Below are 18,582 nucleotides of genomic sequence, written 5' to 3'. Positions count from 1 at the left end.
CTTATTTAAATCGTTCAGTTTTGTACCATTTTGTTTGTGTTTGTTTATGAAAAACATTTTCTTTAATATACATCACCATGCCATAAGCGGCGACTACTAGCCACATCTGACTGTATGTAATATACATCAAGGCAATAATTAAGATATTCTCTAAAGTCATTTCGCCTTTTTCGGTCGTAATACTGACAAAAGTACTGAAAATAAATAACAAAATCGCTAACAACCACAAGGAATTGCTAAATCCTTGCAGGGTCGTTGTTAAGTAACCAGACATTGATAAAACTAACATGATGTCTGACAAAACGAGCGATGTCATTAAGAGAAAATAAATGGACAAGAAATATAAAATATCAAAACGGATCCGACTCGCTTTAGGATTAAACAATAATTTAGCATTTTTAACAATGACATAAATATTGCCTTTGACCCATCGCGTCCGTTGTCGGAACCAAACTGACAAAGTTTGCGGCTCTTGCTCCCACGTCACTGCTTTTGGTTGAAACTTAATTTTATAGCCCATCATATAGATGCGGAAACTGATTTCTGTATCTTCGGCTAACGCTTTGTCATCCCAGCCGCCAATGGCTTCAATAATACTACGACGAACAATGAAATTTGTGCCAGGAATCGTGCATAACTTAAATAATTGAAAACGACCGGCTTGTGCCATCCATTGAAAGGCCAGTGTTTCGATATTAATAAAGCGTGTCAACAAGCTTGCATTGCGATTTCTCGTTCTAAATTTACCAATAACCGCGCCGTATTCCTCACTAGCGATTAACTCTCCAACTAAATAACGGAGTGCATTCGGTTCAGGTGTATTGTCCGCATCATAAATGGCAATCACGTCCCCCTTGGCTTGCTTGAAACCAATGTTTAAGGCATTAGACTTACCTTTCCCACCTGTTATATTGTCTGTATTAATAATCTGCAAATTTCGATTAACCGCCTTTTTTTGGACATTCGCTAAAAGCTCAGCACTATTATCACTTGAGTTGTCATTAATCACAATAATTTCATAGCGATCTTGCGGATAATTAAAATTCAATAACGCTTCAACTGTCCGCACAATGACAATTCCTTCATTATGGGCCGGCACCATAATTGAAACAAACGGCGCGTCTTCGTCCTCTACAGGTGGTGGTGCGACAGGATCTGTTTTTAAATAATAAACATAGCCAAAAATAACTAAGAGAATATTTACAATTAGTAGACTCCAAATAATGATAGTTGCTGTTAACATTACAATGTCAGCAATGGTCATTTGTCTTCCTCCTTATTAATATATTTCGACCGATAATTCTTTCGTCCAATCATAAACAAAATAATCAGGATGATTAAAGTCAGCGTGACAACGCCAATCAAAATATTGTTTGTAATACTGAAAAAGAATGAAAATAAGCCTGTAAATCGTTGTTTTTCAACTGTTGAGGCCCCTGTATCAGCCAAACCATTGACAATTTGATTGTTTAAGAAGAACCGATTATTCCGAAATTCGATTTTCTGCGTTTGTGTTTGAACAGTGAAATGTTGATCCGCTTCTGAAACACTAAACACTATTGGTGCTTCCTTGACTTCTTGAATTAGATGATCCACTTCTTTTTTAGAATTTGGAAATGAAAAACTAATGGTGGTGGGCATTGGAAATCGATAGTCATTCGGATTATCTTTATCCGTCCATTCAATCCCCGATAAATAATCATACGGTAAATCAAACAAAGCATTCTTATAAGTGATTGATTCTCCCGTTTGGTTCCGATAAAAAACGCGTTCAATCGGCGGATTTTCTCTTAGAATCACTGTATCACTAATTGCTAGACCATCCTCTTGGTATTGAAGGTCTTGATTCCAGTATCCTGGAGCAGAAATGCCTACTGGATAGACATGTCTGTCGACCAATAAACTAATCTGCTGCTCCATCAATTGTTTCAAAGCACGTTGGTCATTTAAATCAACATTGTTAACGACCGGTGTTTCTAAGAAAATAACCCCCGTCGAAGCAAACGCACGTAACGCATTCGTAAATAGTTTATAAGGTAAAATCGTATTGTTTTGTGAAACGCTCGTACTGGATAAAATATAAGGATACGTGGTTTTAACTAATTCTTCTTGCAAATAGGTTGCCACAGACATATCTCTTAACGGGTTAAAATCAGAAATCGTCAAAAACGGCCGTGACATTTTTTCACTTTCCAGCCATTGACTAATTACGTCTAAGCTTTCTAAAAAAACAGCGCCTTTGCGTTCAAACATTGGTAGAAAAGCATGCCCATTCTCAATTACACCAAATGGATATTCTTCTGGTGCTAATTCTTGTGTTTTTAATCGGCCAACCGTCTGACCTTGCGTATTTTCCAGCACAACTGATTGATCTTGAAAAGGCAATACTTGAGAAAAACGGTTTTTTTCATCTTCTAACCGATATTGACGATGACTTAATTCTTTCCATGTACCGCTAAAATATTGTTTTTCATCGTCACGCATGTTTCGACCAATGTGTAATTGTTTGCCTTTAAAATGAACTCGATCTGCTAGAAAATCAGAGGCAATAACGCCGGCTTGTTCAGGCCAATTCACCATAGAAATCAAACTGTCATAGCCATCATTTAGCAATTCTCCAGGCACATAGTCTGACACCGCCACACTCTGAACTTCTACTCCAAAACTCGTCAACACTCGTTGTAAAGCATCCACATCATTTTCTTTTTTCCCAGCAATATTCAAGCTGTCATAGACAAGTAAGACATGTTTACTTGGTGCAGCCAGCGCCGGTTTGGCAAAGCCACAAAAAACGAAAAAGAGTAAGAAACACACCCAGCCAATAAGATATTGTTTATTTTTCAATTCCCTCTACCTCCCCAATGACTTGTGGTGTTGTATCTTGCCACATTCGTTTACCAATAACATCAGAAACAATTTGTAACAAGAGAAAATCTAAAAATACTGAGACTAAAAACAAATGACGTACTAAGTCACTATCCCCATCAATAATAATTGTTGAAATGAAAACAACTAATAAATTAAGATAAATCCCTGTCATTAAAAAGAAGCGAAAAACTAATCTGGGTTCGTTTCTCTTGATTCCTCTGTATAAACCAACGCCATATAAACCAAACAGAATCACGCCTAATAATAGATAGAAAGCAAAGTTTTTAGGAAAAAAACTGGCTTTAATACGGTTATACACCATAAAAAATTTAGATTGTTCCAGCGGTGCACGCCCCGTCGTTTTCTCAAAATTCCCCACATTATTAGGCTTTACTAAGTAAACATTTGGGACCGCTGAATTCAGCCCTTGCCATAATTCAGATGGATAATTTAAATAATTCAATAACACCCATCCAAAACTCGTTTTATCAAAAAAATCTTTTTTCATTTGTTCAGAAGTTGGTGACACGGGACTGTATTCTTCAAAGTAGGAACGTCCCTTTTGTAACCCATATTGCGGGTTGATTCCGCCCTCTGACATCCGTTTATCTGGAACCTTACTATCCTTCATTACACCGCGCGTCATACTGTGATATACATCACGTTCATAGATATCGTTAGGAACGATAAAAGCTGCTAACGTTGTAAAACCAATCAACGCAATTAAAAAGGCCGTCATTGACAATCGTTGGTAATGTTGTGACAAGTAGACAAAAAATCCTAATCCAGCAATAATTACGCCAATAATCAGCAAATATTCTTGGCGTGTTGTTCCTATTAAAAGTACTACTGCTTGTGCCAAGATAACCAAAACTATTCTTCTGAGCCAAGTTCGTGGTTTCGTCACCCGATAAAAATAGACTGAAAATGCTAAGACACTCACAGAAAGTAAAAAACTCGTCGCTTCTGTATAAAAGGAATTAAAATAAATCGTATAGGAGGTATCCCCCAAGATGAAAATAACCAACAAGGAGATAAGATAACTTTTTTTCAAAGATACGCCTTCGGTTAAGCCTCGTACCAGAATATAAATTGACACTAAAAAACAACTAAGATAAACGAAACCTAAGAAACGAATATCGAAAAGTGTTTGACTATAAAAAAGTTTATTAAGCCAAATGGCAATGGTGATGAAAAATTGTTGAGTGGAAACAAAGTGCGTCGTTGTTTCATTAAAATAACGCATAATTGAAAAGTCCTTAACAAAATAGGCCACATTGTCGTAGCTATCACCATTGACACGATAAAGACTATTTGAATTTAACACACGAAAATACTCGCCATTATCTCCCAAGCCATTAATCGGATAAACAAATAACAAAATGCTTGTCACTAACCCAATCCCTAAAACGGCCAAAAGACTTGGAGAAATATAACGGCTCAACCATTCAAAAGCCGAGTTCATGTATTTTTTGATCTTTTCCATGCTTTCACCTCATCTAGAAATCATAGGCCAAAAGAGCCATTAAGTTATTATAGGAATAGACTTGTTTCGTAACTTTATCACCAAATCCTCCATAAATCGGACTGCTTGAATCCATAATTTGAAAATTATTAAGTACTGTAATTGCCGCACGATACAACTCTTTGTCATTTTCGGCAACACCAATTAAAGCCGCTATCGCATAACTAGCTGCAGATTGATTTTTATCCACGGGCGATCCATTTAAATCATACGAGTTAAAAAGCGTTCCTTGCTGAACTTGTTTTCGTACAAAATCAATACTAGTCTGTTTCGCCATACCCACTTCACTTAAATGAACAATCGTTAATAAAGATTCAATAATATTAAGTGTTCCGTTGTTTTCGTATTTATTTGTTTGATGATTAAACTTCGTTTGATAAAGAGGTAAATCATCAGAAATATAGCCATCGTCTATTAATTGGTAATGATACTGCAAGTAGTCTGCTGAAATCCCAAATTCTTTGTATAAATAACCCAGCGTAATTAAGTCAATATAAAACAAAGAAGTTTCTGAAGACTGTTGTTTTGATTTACTATCATAAAAATCAATTAGAATATTATCTTTCATAGAGGTTTTCATAAAACTCTTGCCTAATTTTTTAATTTCTTGATCGTACTGATCTGTTTTAAAATGCCCCCCTGCTTCAATTAATGAACGAATGATCCGTAAATCATCAATCGAGGCATTGACATTGTACTTATTGCCTTGCTCGTCAATTCGGTAACTAAATTGGACGCCGTCGTAAAAGGTGTCTTTCGTCTGCTTGTAAAAATTATCAAAACGTCCCTGCGTATCAAAAGCTAAATTACGCAAATATAGACCCGAAGACTCACTTAGCAACTCATGTCCTGTGGCGACATCTTTGCGTTCAGCATCTGGTAAATAATTGGTTAAAAAGCCGCCGTCTGTTTTGAGCCGGGTTTCAATAAAAAACTTCAACAAATCTTTGCGTTCAGCGGTTTCTTTTGTGTGAAATTCATGTTTTGTTAAAAAATGTTGTTTGTCTGTCGACATTAAGCGTTGAATTTTTGGATTCACTTTTTCCACCTCTACTTTATAGGATTTTTCTCTAAACAAAAGAAAATATCCTCCCAGAAGCACCACGAATACCCCAATAAAAATCCAAAGTTTTCTCTTCATTGTTACGCCTCTTTTCCTCACTTCTTTATTGTCAGTGTACACAAAAGTACTTGTTTTTGCGAAACTTACGCTACCTCTTCAAGCGCAAGAAAAAAAGCAATCCATAAAAATAAAAGGATTGCTTTAACCGTTTCGTCGATCATTTCCTGTCATCGTAATCTCTTTTGACAGATAACGCACACGTTCCATAATTCGTCTGGCTTTTAGCGGCTCTTGTTCTCCTCGTTGCGTCACGGTTAAATGCTCTTCTAAAGCTTTTAAATCTAGATTGGAAGAGAAAAAAGTAACTAATTGTTCTTGCATTCGGTATTGCAAGATTACGCTTAAAACGTCGTCACGAATCCAACTAGTCATGGATTCCGCACCAATGTCATCAATCATTAATATAGGGGATTTTTTTACTGCATCGAGCTTTTCACCAACTTGATCGCGACCAATGGCTTGCTTCATTTCTACTGTAAATGTTGGAAAATGAACAATTGTCGTAGTAAATCCACGTTCTGCTAAAGCATTAGCCATCGCACCTAATAAGAAAGATTTTCCTACACCGAAGGGGCCTTGTAAATAGAGCCCTTTATGAAATTCTTTTGGTGTCGCAGGATATTCTCTTAAAAATTGCACTGCTTCTGCTAACGCTTTGGCTCGACCTTGAGAAGATGGATCGAAATCTCGTAAATTTGCTTCTCGGACATCTTTTGGCATGTCCATTGCCCTTACTCGATTGCGAATTTCTTCTTCCTTCTGACGGGCGATTAAATCAGCCGTTGGGACATACGTTACATCAATGTAATGAAAATTCAACATTAATCTTGGCTCATAGCCTGGGGCAATCATTGCCGGATCGTTTAATTGAAATTTCTTTTTTTCTTGAACAAATTCATACAGCTTAGCATAACTTTTACGAATATCTTCATCGCTTAAACGCTCTCGGTTTGCTTGTATAAAGGCTTGAACATCTTGATCTTTCAATACTTCGTTAACCAGTTCTTCATATCGTTCATTGATGTCACGCTTCTGGATAATTTTTGACATTTCTTTTCCTACGTCTTCCATCATTGGTCACCTCCTTGGTTTAAAAATTCTTGAATTTGTCGATCTAACTCGGCTTGTTCTTCTGGGGAAAGTTTTGTTTCATCGTTTGGCTGATCTGCCCATTCTGGCAATCGCTCTTGTCGAACAGTTTGGCGTTTCCCTGAATAATTTTGTTGTCGCTGTTTTTGTTTGGTTTGGCTTTGTTTTGCCAATTCTCTGACATGTTCAATTGCTTTTTCTGGTGAATGAATGCCACTTTGTCCCCATTCATTCGCAATTCGATTCACATACTCCGCTTTTAAAGTCGGTTGTTGTTGAATATTGTAAACATAGTTAATCAAAATATTAATCACACTAGTCGGTAAGCCTGATTTGGCAACCAAATATTTCACTAATGAACGTTCTTGTGGTGTCGTATAGCCGCCTCGACTATTTTTTAAAGCTTCTAAATATTGAATAGGCGGATTCTTTTCACTATCCATAATCATTTGAATATCCAGTTCAGAAAAACCATTCATTTTTAATGTGTTATATCGATACGTTTGTTGCTCTTCCACCGTCAATTGTGCTTGCTTGTTTGTCACTACGTTTGTTGGTTGTGGTTTTTTATCAGGATCAAACGCTTGATGAATCGTTCGCACTAATTCCTTAGGCAAAATTCGACTTGTATAATAGTCAAATGATTTCGAAGCAAAGTCTACCATATCTAACTCATTGATGCCATATAATTGATGAAAAACATAGACTTCTTCTTGAAAACTAGCCTCATCTTCAGGCAGTTGTAAGCCTAAACGGTGCAAACCTTCCACAAAATAGTGCCAATCAAAAGAATCCGTTGATACAGAAATTTTCTTCGATTTTTCTTGTTGAGAAAAAGTTTCTTGAATCGTTGTCAATCGGTTCGCTTCGGAAACAATTTGTTCTTCTTTAAAGGCATAAACCTCTTGAAAGCTAGCGGAAACATTTTGATAGCCCTCTGTTTTAGTAGGATGCGGTTGGAACTTTTGCACTAATTGATCAAATTTCCGTTGTCCAACCCGATTAAATAACACTAAAGCTAACACTTCATCTTTAAAAAAACGAGCGGCTGTTTCAGGTGCTTTTAAATAATATAAATAACAATCTCCTAATTCCCGATCTGTTTTTTTATACGTTTCTAGCAACCCAATGCCTTCTAATTTGTAGCAAGCTTCTTCTAATTGTTGGCAACTCAAGTCCAGCAAACTAATTAAATCTGCATGAAACAGCGAGCCATTCTCCTCTGAGTCTGTTGTTTCAGATAACAAAAGCCAATATAAACTAAACGCATTGGCGCCGACAATTGGTTGATATAAAAAGGTTAAAACCTCTTTCTCTTGATCAGAAAGCGGTGAATCAATAACCGCTTGAAAAATATTTTTTGGTTGGATTCTTTGCCGATTTCCTTTCAAAGAAAGACCTCCTTTTTAATTTTCTGAGTCAGGAGAAGAAGATTTTGCTTTGTCGACAATGTCCTGTAACTCTTTCAAAAACACGCTCATATCTTTGAATTGTCGATAAACACTCGCAAAGCGGATGTAGGCAATTTCATCTAGATTGACTAAATCTTCCATCACATATTCACCGATAAGCGTTGTAGAGACTTCATTTTCCCCTAAACTACGCACTCGATTTTCAACATTATCGACAATTTGAACCATTTGTTCCATAGCAACGGGTCTTTTTTCCGCAGAGCGAATGAGCCCACGCAAAATTTTATCACGATTAAATTCTTCACGATCCCCATTTTTCTTGATTACAAGTAATGGCGCCGCTTCAATTCTTTCAAATGTAGTGAACCGATAACTGCAATTTTCACATTCACGACGACGGCGAATTGCACGTCCATCATCTGCTTGACGGCTATCAATAACACGGGAATTATTATGATGACATCTTGGACAACGCATAACGTTCACCTCTTCTATTCTGTATAATTTTTGTTGCCTATATTATAACATGAAATTGCGCTATTACTAGGTCTTTAGAACTGGTTCTTCGTTGAATCTTTGCCATTTTTTAATAAAAACAAAGACTTTCACTGTTTTTTCTGAAATTTTCAAAACATTTTACGTCATTAAAAAAATATTCACTTCTCTTCAGTTTGTTCCTCTAGCCACTTCTTCACTTGTTGTTCCGTTTCTTCTCTAGTTCCTTGATTATCAAACACGATATCTGCTCGTTCTTTTTTCATTTCAATCGGCCATTGGCTAGCAATTCGTTGTTGTGCTTCTTCTTCTGTTAATTGGTTTCGGGCCATCAGACGCTCTTTTTGAATCTTTTCTGGTACATATACCACAGCAACTTGATCCATGATCGCCTCATAATGAGCTTCATAAAGCAGAGGAATATCAACAATAACCAGGGCGGCTTTCTTTTTAACTTCTTCAATTTGACGTAAAATTTCTTTTCTTAAAAAAGGTTTCAGCGTTTCATTTAACAGCTCTCTTTTTTGAGGATTAGCGAAAATTAATTGTCCTAACTTTTTCCGATCCAATTCACCAGTTGTTAATACTATTTCTGGTCCGAAAGTTTCAACGATTGCGGCTAAGGCTGGTTGCCCTTTTGCAACAATTTCTCGGGCGATAATGTCGCCGTCAACAATTGGATAACCCGCTTTTTTAAAAAGAGCAACAACCGTACTTTTACCTGTCGCAATCCCTCCTGTAATGCCTAAAACTTTTGTCATTTCAATCGACGACCTTTCAATTGTTGGCATTGTGGACAATAATGCGTACCACGTTGTGCCACTTTTGTTTTAACAATTGGCGTACCACAACGATTGCAAGGTAAGCCTGTTTGCCCATAGACATTCAACGCTACTTGAAAAGTCCCTGCTTCTCCTAACGCGTTTAGATAGGTGCGAATGGTGGTTCCACCTGCTTCAACAGCGCGTGCCAAGACGTCAATGATTGCTTGATACAACGTAGCAACTTCCGCAGGTTTTAAGGAATCTGCTGGTTGTTCTGGATGGATTTGCGCTTGCCAAAGTGCTTCATCTACATAAATATTCCCTAAGCCCGTCACTAGCTTTTGATCTAACAGCAATGGCTTAATTGCTTTATGATGCTTTTTCAAGCCTTGTTGAAAAGTAGCTAATTGGAAAACGTCTGGTGTTGGCTCTGGGCCCAAAGCTAAAATCCCTTTATATTGATGACCTTGATTCTTAGGAACCAATGTCATACGGCCAAATTTCCGTACATCTAAATAACGTAATTGCGTGCCATCTGTAAAAGTAAACATTACATGGGTATGTTTGGCAATTTCATCATCAACCTGATGAAATTCATATTTTCCTTCCATCCGTAAGTGAGAAATCATATCATTATCAGACAATTTAAAAATCAGAAATTTTCCTCTTCGCTCAATTCCTTCAATCGTTTGACCAGCTAATTGACCTTGAAATACATCAACTTCTGGTGATTCAATAATTCTTGGCCAAAAAACAATGACTTCTTGAATGGTTTTTCCTACAACAAGTTTTTCAAGTCCTTTTCGCACTGTTTCTACTTCTGGTAATTCTGGCATTATTTTTGCTCCTTTATATAAAGAGGTCTGAACGCTTAGATACCAACGTCCAGATCCTACTTATCCTTATTTTATTCATCGTTCTTAATGGGTAAGCTATTATTTTGCTTCATACCATGTTTTTCCCCAACTGCTATCGGTGATAAGTGGCACATGTAAGGAAACTGCGTGCTCCATCACTTCTTTGACGAGTTGATTTAATTGTTCTAATTCTGATTCTGGTACTTCAAAAACTAATTCATCGTGCACTTGTAATAACATTGTCGCTTGTAATTTTTCTTCTTTTAAACGACGCGCCATTTCAATCATCGCAATTTTTAAAATATCTGCGGCACTTCCCTGAATCGGTGTATTAATCGCTGTACGTTCAGCGAACGAACGTAGATTAAAGTTTCTTGAATTAATATCACTTAAATAACGACGGCGATGATACAATGTTTCCACATAGCCTTTGTCTTTGGCATCGCGGACAATCTCTTCCATGTACTGTTTCACGCCTGGATATTTTTCAAAATAGGTGTCAATATATTGTTGCGCTTGCTTTCTAGTAATGCCTAAGTTTTGGGACAAGCCATAATCACTGATACCATAGACAATTCCAAAATTCACCGCTTTAGCTTGACGACGCATGTTAGGTGTGACATCTTCTGCTTTTTCAACACCGAAAACTCGCATTGCAGTGCTGGCATGGATATCTTGTCCTTCCACAAACGCTTCTTTTAAATGCTCATCATTAGAAATATGTGCGAGCACACGTAACTCAATTTGAGAGTAATCAGAAGAGAAAATCAACCAATTATCCTCTCTTGGTACGAAGGCTTCTCTAATTTTTCGGCCTTCTTCTAAACGGATAGGAATGTTTTGTAAATTGGGATCTACTGAGCTTAACCGTCCTGTTTGGGTCAGTGTTTGTACATACCGAGTATGAATTTTATTATCTGGCTGAATTACTTTTAAGAGTCCTTCAACATAGGTTGATTGAATTTTGGCAATTTGACGATAAGTTAAAATATCTGCCACAATTGGTGCTTGTTCTTTTAGTTGTTCTAAAACATCCACCGCTGTTGAATAACCAGTTTTCGTCTTTTTGATCACAGGTAAGCCCATTTTTTCAAATAAAATAACGCCTAATTGTTTAGGTGAGTTCAAATTAAATTCTTCGCCAGCTTCTGCATAGATTTTTTCTTCGATTTCTTTCAGACGTTCTGAAAATTCTACCTGCATTTCTTTTAAGCGCGTGGCATCAACACGGATTCCAGTTATTTCCATATCGCCTAAAATACGAGAAAGTGGTAATTCCATTTTATAGAATAAATCAGCTTGATTCTTTTCTGTTAATTCGCTATCTAATTTGCTTGTTAAAAATTGAATTGCTTTAATCTTACGTGCTAAGTGACCAAAGAAAACTTCTTCGTCCTCTGGCAAGCCTTTTTTGGCCCCTTTTCCATAAATGGCTTCATCAGATTGAATCGCATCATATCCGTAATGTTGTGCTACGCCTTCAATATCCGCGTTATTGTCATTGGTATCAAGTAAATAAGCAGCCAATAAAACATCAAAGGCAATCCCTGTCATTTTTCCTACATAGCGATTTAACGCAACATATGTCCGTTTTGCATCGTAGACATTTTTTTTACGTGTCTCATCCATCAACCAGTCGATAAATGGCTGACTTTCAAAAACAGCTAAATTATTCGTGGTATAAATCTTCTTGTTATTGCCCCAAGCAAGGCCGACAATCGGTGACGTATGATAGTTATCTTCCATCATCTCAACATAAAGAGCCATATCGTCTGTAAACATTTCATTGGTTAACTGATCTTCGACTACTTCAAATAAAATATCTTCCATTTCAACAGGTTCTTCTGTAATGTCCAACTTAGCTAAAAATTGTTTAAAGTCCATTTCTTTATAAAAAGGAACCAATTTTTCTAAGTTTTTTCCTTCATATGCCAAGTCTTCCACATTGACTTCGACTGGTGCATTGACTTCAATTGTCGCTAAACGTTTAGAAAGAAAGGCTTGCTCTTTATCATTAATCAAGTTTTCTTTCATTTTGCTTTTTTTCATTTCATCAATATTCTCATAAACCCCTTCAACTGAGCCATATTGTTTTAACAGCTTAATCGCGGTTTTCTCACCGATTTTCGTTACACCTGGAATATTATCCGACGTGTCGCCAGCCAACCCTTTCATATCAATAATTTGCTTAGGCGTTAACCCATCATATTTTTCAGCAATATGCTCAGGCGTATATGATTCAATATCGCTAACTCCTTTAACAGTGATATCTACTTTGACAGTGTCCGTCGCTAATTGTGTCAAATCTCGGTCCCCTGATAACACGACAACATCAAATTCATCTTTATCAACTTTGTTGGCTAATGTACCAATAATATCATCTGCTTCATAGTTAGGTAGTTCATAATATTTTACGCCTAAACCTTCTAAAAGTTCACGAATATACGGCATTTGTTCTTTAAATTCCCCCGGTGTTTTTGAACGTCCGGCTTTATATTCTGAATAAAATTCTGTTCTGAATGTGGTTTTCCCTGCATCAAAAGCGACTAAAACATGAGTAGGCATTTCTTTTTGCATTACATTTTCAAACATATTGTTAAACGCATAAATAGCATTTGTATGCAAGCCGTTTTTATTTTTGAATCGTTCTAATGAGTTATGTAGCGCAAAAAATGCACGAAAGGCTACACTGTTTCCATCAACGAGTAATAATTTTTTTTTGGTCATTTTTTTCCCCTCATCTTTAGCAAACTAGTTTCCTTTCTATTTTAACAAAAAACTACAGAATTTGCAGTAGACGGCGATTGCAGAATGAAAGAAAAAGGTATTTGACATAGTTCCTTAGTGACAACTATATCAAATACCAAAATCAATCAGCAATACACGCTGGATCTTCACAAGTATGAGAATCTTTTTACGGCAAAACATTTCCCGCTGCACGATAAATATCGTACCAATCTTCGCGACTAATCACAATGTCTGCTGCTTTAGCAATTTCTTCAATTCTACCAAGATTCATACTTCCTGCGATGACTTGCATATTAGCAGGGTGGCGCAGAATCCAGCTGCTGGCTAAGCCAGTTGGCGTTGTTTGATATTTTTCAGCCAATTCGCTTAATTTTTGATTTAACTCAGGGAATTTTTCATTTCCAATAAAGACACCTTCAAAATAACCATATTGGTACGGTGACCATGCTTGAATAGTCATTTGTTTCAACCGTGAATAATCTAAAATACCATGATCATAATCAATGCTTCCTGATATTTCCATATTTGTTTGTAAGCCTTGATTCACCATGCCAGTATGCTTGATGCCAAATTGTAATTGATTAGCTAATAATGGTTGCTTAACAGCTGTTTTTAAAAGTTCAATTTGTCCTGGCGTTTGGTTACTTACACCAAAATAGCGAACTTTCCCTTGTTTTTCTAATAAATGAAAAGCTTCAGCTACTTCTTCTGGTTCCACTAAAGTATCTGGACGATGCAACAATAATGCATCGACTGAATCTACACCTAAACGCTGTAAACTCCCTTCGACCGCTTCTAAAATATGTGCTTTCGAAAAGTCAAAAAAGCCTTGACGAATTCCACATTTTGTTTGTATAAAAATATCTTCACGACGAATGGTACTTTCTTTTAAGGCCTTACCAAAAATGGTTTCGCAGTCGCCGCCACCATAAATGTCGGCGTGATCAAAAAATGTAATGCCATGATCATAAGCAGTTTCAATTACCTGTTGAGGATTTTCAGCACCATTTAAGCGCATACATCCTAAGATAACCGAAGAAACTGTTTCGTCACTTGTACCAAATTGCAGTTGTTTCATTTTAATATCCTCCTCATCCATTCCTCTTACTTCTTCATTTTAACACTATTTAGACAAAATTGGACTTCTTACGGTAGATTCGCTTCGACTTTTTCAAAAAAAGCAGGAGATAATTCCTCTGGCAAATAAACCACTGTCTTAGAAGAAAGCGCTACGTTCATCTGAAACAAATGATTGACAATTAAGAGGTGTGCTTGGTGAAGTTGATACGTTGGTTTTCCATGAATAATTGTAATATTCTTTTTTTCACTGAAATAGCTTTTTATAGATTGCCCCAACGCTCGTTCCTTTTCTGGAGGAAAGTCCGTCAATAGGCAAATAATATATTTTTTTTCATATAAAATCGGGTTAAATAAATCTAGGATGTGATAAAAATAGCAACTCGTCAATTCCCGTTCTTTTACTGAAGTAAAGACTGGATATAGGCGTTTTAAAAGCCTAATAAGTTTTTGTAATCTGTGCCAGGTTTGTTGATAACGAGCAGCGAGTGTTTGTTCCTGTTTATGAGCTGGCAACCATGCTTGTCCGTCTAATAAACTATTCATATGCGTACTTAAAAATCGACATAAATGAATTTCTTGATAATTAAAATGATGTTGTGTAAAATTTCTCCTAATTTCTTTCATAATAAAAATAGCTGTTTTTAAGCATAAACTTTCTATTTTCATTTGCTCATGAATAAAATACTTTCGCGCTCTCTTGCCAAAACAACCACCAAAATGTGCTTCAAGAATCACAAATAACGCTTTTTGTTCTTTAAGAGACATAAAAGAAGTGCTCAACACTTCCACACGAAATAAATAAAAAAAAGCACTTGTTTGTTGAAATAAATTAGCCTTTGGCACTAAAATTTCATGCCCGCCTCGGTATCGTTTCTCCCAAATATAAATTAGCCAACTAAGATGATTCTGTTGTGCTACATTTAAATCCAACTCAAAAAAGGTAATGATTTTCCGAGTCATTTCTCTGTTTTCTTCTAGACAGCTTTCTTGAAAAAACAAATAAAAACAAAGGATTAACTGTCGAATTTGCCATTCATTGCCAGTTAAATCGTAATGTTTTTGACGTACAATAATATCAAAATTAACTAGCCAACGTCGAATATTAGAAAGTTTCTTCCGAAGAGTTGATTCCTGTAATCCCAATACCTGGGTCAATTGCGCATAATTGATTCGCTCTTCAATTAGACAACGTAAAATATAAAATTCGGGAATAAAATAACAAAATTTTTGTCTAAACCGAGCCAAGCCACAAACGCATAATTCACGATATTTTACAATTCCTTTGGTCGTTGTATAAATCTTACAAAGCCCTTCTATCTTAAACGTTTCCTGCTTTTTTTCAAAACGTTGAATGTAACAATGGATGGTTTTGTCGCTCACCTTTAGTTTTTCTGCAGCCATCAAAACAGAAAATGTCTGCTCTTGTTGCAGTAAATCCAACAATTCCAACATATTTTTATGTTCAAAAGACAATAATTCCTTGAAATCCATATATCGTCCCCTTTCACTCCCTTGTTATAAGAATACGTCAAATAAGGCAAAAATTTTTTTAAGAAGAAAAAAATAGAGAACAAAAAGTATTGATTACTTTCCGCTCTCTACAATTATATCGAATTATTTTTTTGAAATATGCAGTGTCATAGCATTTGCTGCTACAATAATTGTACTTAATGACATCAAGACAGCACCTACAGCTGGATTTAAAACAATCCCAAGTGGTGCAAGGACCCCAGCCGCTAAAGGAATGGCGACAATATTGTACCCAGCTCCCCACCAAAGATTTTGGATCATTTTACGTCGTGTTTGTTTGGCTAAATCTAAGAACCTTAAAATATCTTTAGGATCACTATCCGTCAGTACAACATCTGCCGAATCAATTGCTACATCTGTACCAGCTCCTATCGCAATGCCGATTGAAGCACGGGCTAAACTTGGTGCATCGTTAATACCGTCTCCTACCATCATGACCTGATGCCCCTCAGTAAGATACTGCTGCACAATTTTTTCTTTATCTTCTGGTAAGAGCTCTGCGTAGTATTCCTTCATTCCTAAATAATTAGCAACTGCACTGGCAGCTGTTTGATTATCCCCTGTTAACATGACTGGCGTAATTCCTTGCGCTTGTAACTCTGCAATAAATGTTTTAGCTTCTGGTTTGACTTTATCTCCTAAAGCAAGCAGTGCGACTAATTGACCAGCGATGATTAAATAGCTCAAGGTGTTTCCTTGCTCTTGATAGTTTGTTTTAATTGTTTCATCGAAGGTTAACTGTAACCGTGCAACTTCTTTTTCATTGACTATTTTGACTTCTTGGTTTTGAACAGTAGCAACCAGTCCTACGCCTGATAAAGCTTGCAGATTATGGGCTTCATAAGGTTGAACGGCTTGTTTATTTAAATAATTCATGATCCCAATTGCCAACGGATGGTTTGCATTTTTTTCTAATGCTCCAATATATTTAAGTGCTTCTTCTCTAGTGAATTGCTTACTCATTAATTCTAAGCCAGTAACTGTAAATTGTCCTTCTGTTAAAGTACCAGTTTTATCCAGCAACACATATTCAACCTTATTGGCTTGTTCTAATGCGTTCCGATTTTTTAAAAGTAAGCCATTTTTAGCAGCAATGGAGGTACTTCTAGCAATCACTAAAGGAATTGCTAAGCCTAACGCATGGGGACAGGCAATAATAAAAACTGTAACCATTCGTTCAAATGCTAGCGATAAATCTTTCGTCGCCATTAACCAACCGATAAATGCTAACACACCTACGAATAAGGCAATATAGAATAACCACTTGGCTACACGGTCTGAAATGGATTCTAGTTTTGATTTTTCCGATTGCGCTTGTTTAACCATCTCCATAACTTTTGACAGGTAACTATTTTCACCCGTGCCAGTTACCGAAATTTCAATCATTCCGTTGCCATTGACTGCTCCACCAATCACGGAGTCGCCAATGTTTTTTTCTACTGTTTTTGATTCCCCTGTAACCATCGATTCGTCGACTGTTGTGCTTCCTTTCAAAATTTTACCATCTGTCGGAATTTTATCTCCCGAACGAACAATCAAGCGATCGCCTTCTTGGACATCTTGCAAAGGAATTTCTTCTTCCCCATGTTCAGTCATTCGCTTGACTGTGTCAGGCAACAGTTCAGCCATTTTTTTCAAGGCATCACCAGCATTAGAAATAGCATTCATTTCAATCCAATGGCCTAAAAGCATAATAACAATCAGAGTGGCTAATTCCCAGAAAAAGTCCATCACGTGGGCCTGATTCGTAAAATGATTCATGTAAAACGCATATAAGCTGTAAAAATATGATACCGAAATCCCCATCGCAATTAACGTCATCATTGCCGGACTCTTTTGCTGTAATTCCATTTTAGCGCCACTTAAAAATGGTTGTCCACCATAAAAAAATAGCACAGTTGCTAAAATTAAGACCAACCAATCAGAACCTGGAAAAGTAAATTGAAAAGGTAATTGAAAACCCATCATTGGTGAAAGAACAATAATCGGAATAGCTAAAATCAATGACAGCCAGAATTTTTGTTTAAAATTCCCCATATGCATTGAATGGTCCATTCCCTTCATTCCTTCATGTTGGTGTGACATAGCCATTTGTTCATGCGCCATGTCATGATTCATGTGATTCATTTTATCGTGGGACATTGTTGGCTGTTTTTCCTGATGTTGTTCATGATTATGTTTTGCTGACATATGATCCCTTCTCTTCTTAAGTATTTTCATCTTAAGCATAGCACAAGATGAAAATTGTTAGAAATAATTACTTTTTTTAGTTTAGAAAAAAAAGAGCCGAATTTTGCGTATGTATATTTTAAGAACACCTTATCCTCATATTTATTACAAAAGGAGTGTTTCAATGAAAATTACTACAAAGCAAGTCGGGGCACGCATGCGTGACGCTCGAAAAAAGAAGAAGTACACTTTACGTTATTTAGCCAATAAAATTGGTTTATCTAGTGGAAGTACAATTAGTAACTGGGAACTAGGTTTGAATTTACCCAATAAACGATACTTAAAAAAAATCGCTAAAGCCTGCGATACAACAGTAGATTGGCTACTTTATGGTGATTTCGATCGATTTGTGCGCCAGCTATTAAAAGAAAATTTTCAAAATAAACAACTGCTAAAACCACCTTTTTTTACTCAGTTGATGGGACGTTTATCTGAAGAACAGCTATCCTATCACGATTCCTTAAAAATTATGATTCAAGCGCAAAAGTTACAGCAGTCCTTTTATGCTTTTCCTTTAACAGTAGAAGCCCCCTCTCATTCCCAAGAGAGTATTTCTATTTATGAACCAACAACTGCAGAAGAACAGTCTGACCAATCTTATTATCATCCGTTTATTTTGTCAGAACTCCATGAATTATTTACACATTCTCAAAATCCAGAATTGGATTATTCTCTGATTATCGCTTTTCTTCCTTTGTTAAAAGTAGATCAATTAACTGAACCTCAAAAAGAAGTCTTACTGGCCATCTTTAAGCGGATGAATTCCTTTAAAGACCAAACGCTTTTAAATGAATTCTTTGTGGAATTACAGTATTTACTCTGATTCTACAAAAAAGATTGAGCCATGTATCTCAAGGACTTA

The 18,582-nt window shown here is 36.5% G+C and carries 14 protein-coding genes; 1 reads left to right on the top strand and 13 read right to left on the bottom strand.

From position 1 onward, the window contains the following. Nucleotide 1: 1 nt before the first annotated feature. From IGL36_RS03200 to IGL36_RS03140, 13 genes are all read right to left on the bottom strand, one after another. Nucleotides 2-1,264, bottom strand: a complete 1,263-nt coding sequence (locus tag IGL36_RS03200) for a glycosyltransferase (RefSeq protein WP_002355764.1) — start codon at nt 1,262-1,264, stop codon at nt 2-4. Beyond that, nucleotides 1,261-2,844, bottom strand: a complete 1,584-nt coding sequence (locus IGL36_RS03195; protein ID WP_002355763.1) for a hypothetical protein — start codon at nt 2,842-2,844, stop codon at nt 1,261-1,263. Before IGL36_RS03195 ends, IGL36_RS03200 begins: the two co-directional genes overlap by 4 nt. Continuing rightward, complete coding sequence (locus IGL36_RS03190; protein WP_002404998.1) at nt 2,834-4,354, bottom strand: hypothetical protein; 1,521 nt, start codon at nt 4,352-4,354, stop codon at nt 2,834-2,836. Before IGL36_RS03190 ends, IGL36_RS03195 begins: the two co-directional genes overlap by 11 nt. 13 nt (nt 4,355-4,367) lie before the next feature. Then, entirely contained in the window at nt 4,368-5,576 is a 1,209-nt protein-coding gene (locus IGL36_RS03185) for a hypothetical protein (protein ID WP_002385036.1), read from the bottom strand. Between the two features lie 81 nt (nt 5,577-5,657). Then, the gene (gene dnaI / locus IGL36_RS03180) at nt 5,658-6,587 is read right to left on the bottom strand and encodes a primosomal protein DnaI (RefSeq protein WP_033605475.1); all 930 of its coding nucleotides are present in this window, start codon (nt 6,585-6,587) and stop codon (nt 5,658-5,660) included. Beyond that, complete coding sequence (locus tag IGL36_RS03175; protein WP_002364727.1) at nt 6,587-7,996, bottom strand: replication initiation and membrane attachment family protein; 1,410 nt, start codon at nt 7,994-7,996, stop codon at nt 6,587-6,589. Before IGL36_RS03175 ends, dnaI begins: the two co-directional genes overlap by 1 nt. A 15-nt stretch (nt 7,997-8,011) precedes the next feature. Further along, nucleotides 8,012-8,494: a transcriptional regulator NrdR gene (gene nrdR / locus IGL36_RS03170; RefSeq protein ID WP_002381296.1), complete on the bottom strand. Its 483-nt coding sequence runs from the start codon at nt 8,492-8,494 to the stop codon at nt 8,012-8,014. Between the two features lie 179 nt (nt 8,495-8,673). Then, nucleotides 8,674-9,273, bottom strand: a complete 600-nt coding sequence (gene coaE / locus IGL36_RS03165) for a dephospho-CoA kinase (protein ID WP_002397955.1) — start codon at nt 9,271-9,273, stop codon at nt 8,674-8,676. Then, on the bottom strand, nt 9,270-10,112 hold the full coding sequence (mutM, locus tag IGL36_RS03160; RefSeq protein WP_002397956.1) for a DNA-formamidopyrimidine glycosylase: 843 nt from the start codon (nt 10,110-10,112) through the stop codon (nt 9,270-9,272). Before mutM ends, coaE begins: the two co-directional genes overlap by 4 nt. Before the next feature lie 99 nt (nt 10,113-10,211). Next, complete coding sequence (gene polA / locus IGL36_RS03155) at nt 10,212-12,860, bottom strand: DNA polymerase I (protein ID WP_002355755.1); 2,649 nt, start codon at nt 12,858-12,860, stop codon at nt 10,212-10,214. A gap of 187 nt (nt 12,861-13,047) precedes the next feature. Beyond that, on the bottom strand, nt 13,048-13,959 hold the full coding sequence (locus IGL36_RS03150) for an aldo/keto reductase (RefSeq protein WP_010716825.1): 912 nt from the start codon (nt 13,957-13,959) through the stop codon (nt 13,048-13,050). A gap of 68 nt (nt 13,960-14,027) precedes the next feature. Continuing rightward, nucleotides 14,028-15,452: a helix-turn-helix domain-containing protein gene (locus tag IGL36_RS03145; protein ID WP_002404996.1), complete on the bottom strand. Its 1,425-nt coding sequence runs from the start codon at nt 15,450-15,452 to the stop codon at nt 14,028-14,030. A 123-nt stretch (nt 15,453-15,575) separates the two neighbouring features. Beyond that, nucleotides 15,576-17,720, bottom strand: a complete 2,145-nt coding sequence (locus tag IGL36_RS03140) for a heavy metal translocating P-type ATPase (protein ID WP_002397961.1) — start codon at nt 17,718-17,720, stop codon at nt 15,576-15,578. A gap of 124 nt (nt 17,721-17,844) precedes the next feature. On the opposite strand from IGL36_RS03140, the gene IGL36_RS03135 reads away from it, so the two are divergent. Continuing rightward, a complete protein-coding gene (locus tag IGL36_RS03135) occupies nt 17,845-18,543 on the top strand; it encodes a helix-turn-helix domain-containing protein (protein ID WP_002397962.1) in 699 nt (232 codons plus the stop codon). Nucleotides 18,544-18,582: the final 39 nt, after the last annotated feature.

This window comes from Enterococcus sp. AZ011 (assembly GCF_050548355.1).
Classification (GTDB): Bacteria; Bacillota; Bacilli; order Lactobacillales; family Enterococcaceae; genus Enterococcus; species Enterococcus faecalis.
The sequence above is the reverse complement of the archived record's forward strand: the minus strand, read 5'-3'. Positions and strand labels throughout refer to the sequence as shown.

Coding starts and splice junctions, on each gene's coding strand:
- IGL36_RS03190 (WP_002404998.1), bottom strand. CDS start 4,354: ATGGAAAAGATCAAAAAATACATGAACTCGGCTTTTGAATGGTTGAGC.
- IGL36_RS03140 (WP_002397961.1), bottom strand. CDS start 17,720: ATGCTTAAGATGAAAATACTTAAGAAGAGAAGGGATCATATGTCAGCA.
- mutM (WP_002397956.1), bottom strand. CDS start 10,112: ATGCCAGAATTACCAGAAGTAGAAACAGTGCGAAAAGGACTTGAAAAA.
- coaE (WP_002397955.1), bottom strand. CDS start 9,273: ATGACAAAAGTTTTAGGCATTACAGGAGGGATTGCGACAGGTAAAAGT.
- polA (WP_002355755.1), bottom strand. CDS start 12,860: ATGACCAAAAAAAAATTATTACTCGTTGATGGAAACAGTGTAGCCTTT.
- nrdR (WP_002381296.1), bottom strand. CDS start 8,494: ATGCGTTGTCCAAGATGTCATCATAATAATTCCCGTGTTATTGATAGC.
- IGL36_RS03145 (WP_002404996.1), bottom strand. CDS start 15,452: ATGGATTTCAAGGAATTATTGTCTTTTGAACATAAAAATATGTTGGAA.
- dnaI (WP_033605475.1), bottom strand. CDS start 6,587: ATGGAAGACGTAGGAAAAGAAATGTCAAAAATTATCCAGAAGCGTGAC.
- IGL36_RS03150 (WP_010716825.1), bottom strand. CDS start 13,959: ATGAAACAACTGCAATTTGGTACAAGTGACGAAACAGTTTCTTCGGTT.
- IGL36_RS03200 (WP_002355764.1), bottom strand. CDS start 1,264: ATGACCATTGCTGACATTGTAATGTTAACAGCAACTATCATTATTTGG.
- IGL36_RS03135 (WP_002397962.1), top strand. CDS start 17,845: ATGAAAATTACTACAAAGCAAGTCGGGGCACGCATGCGTGACGCTCGA.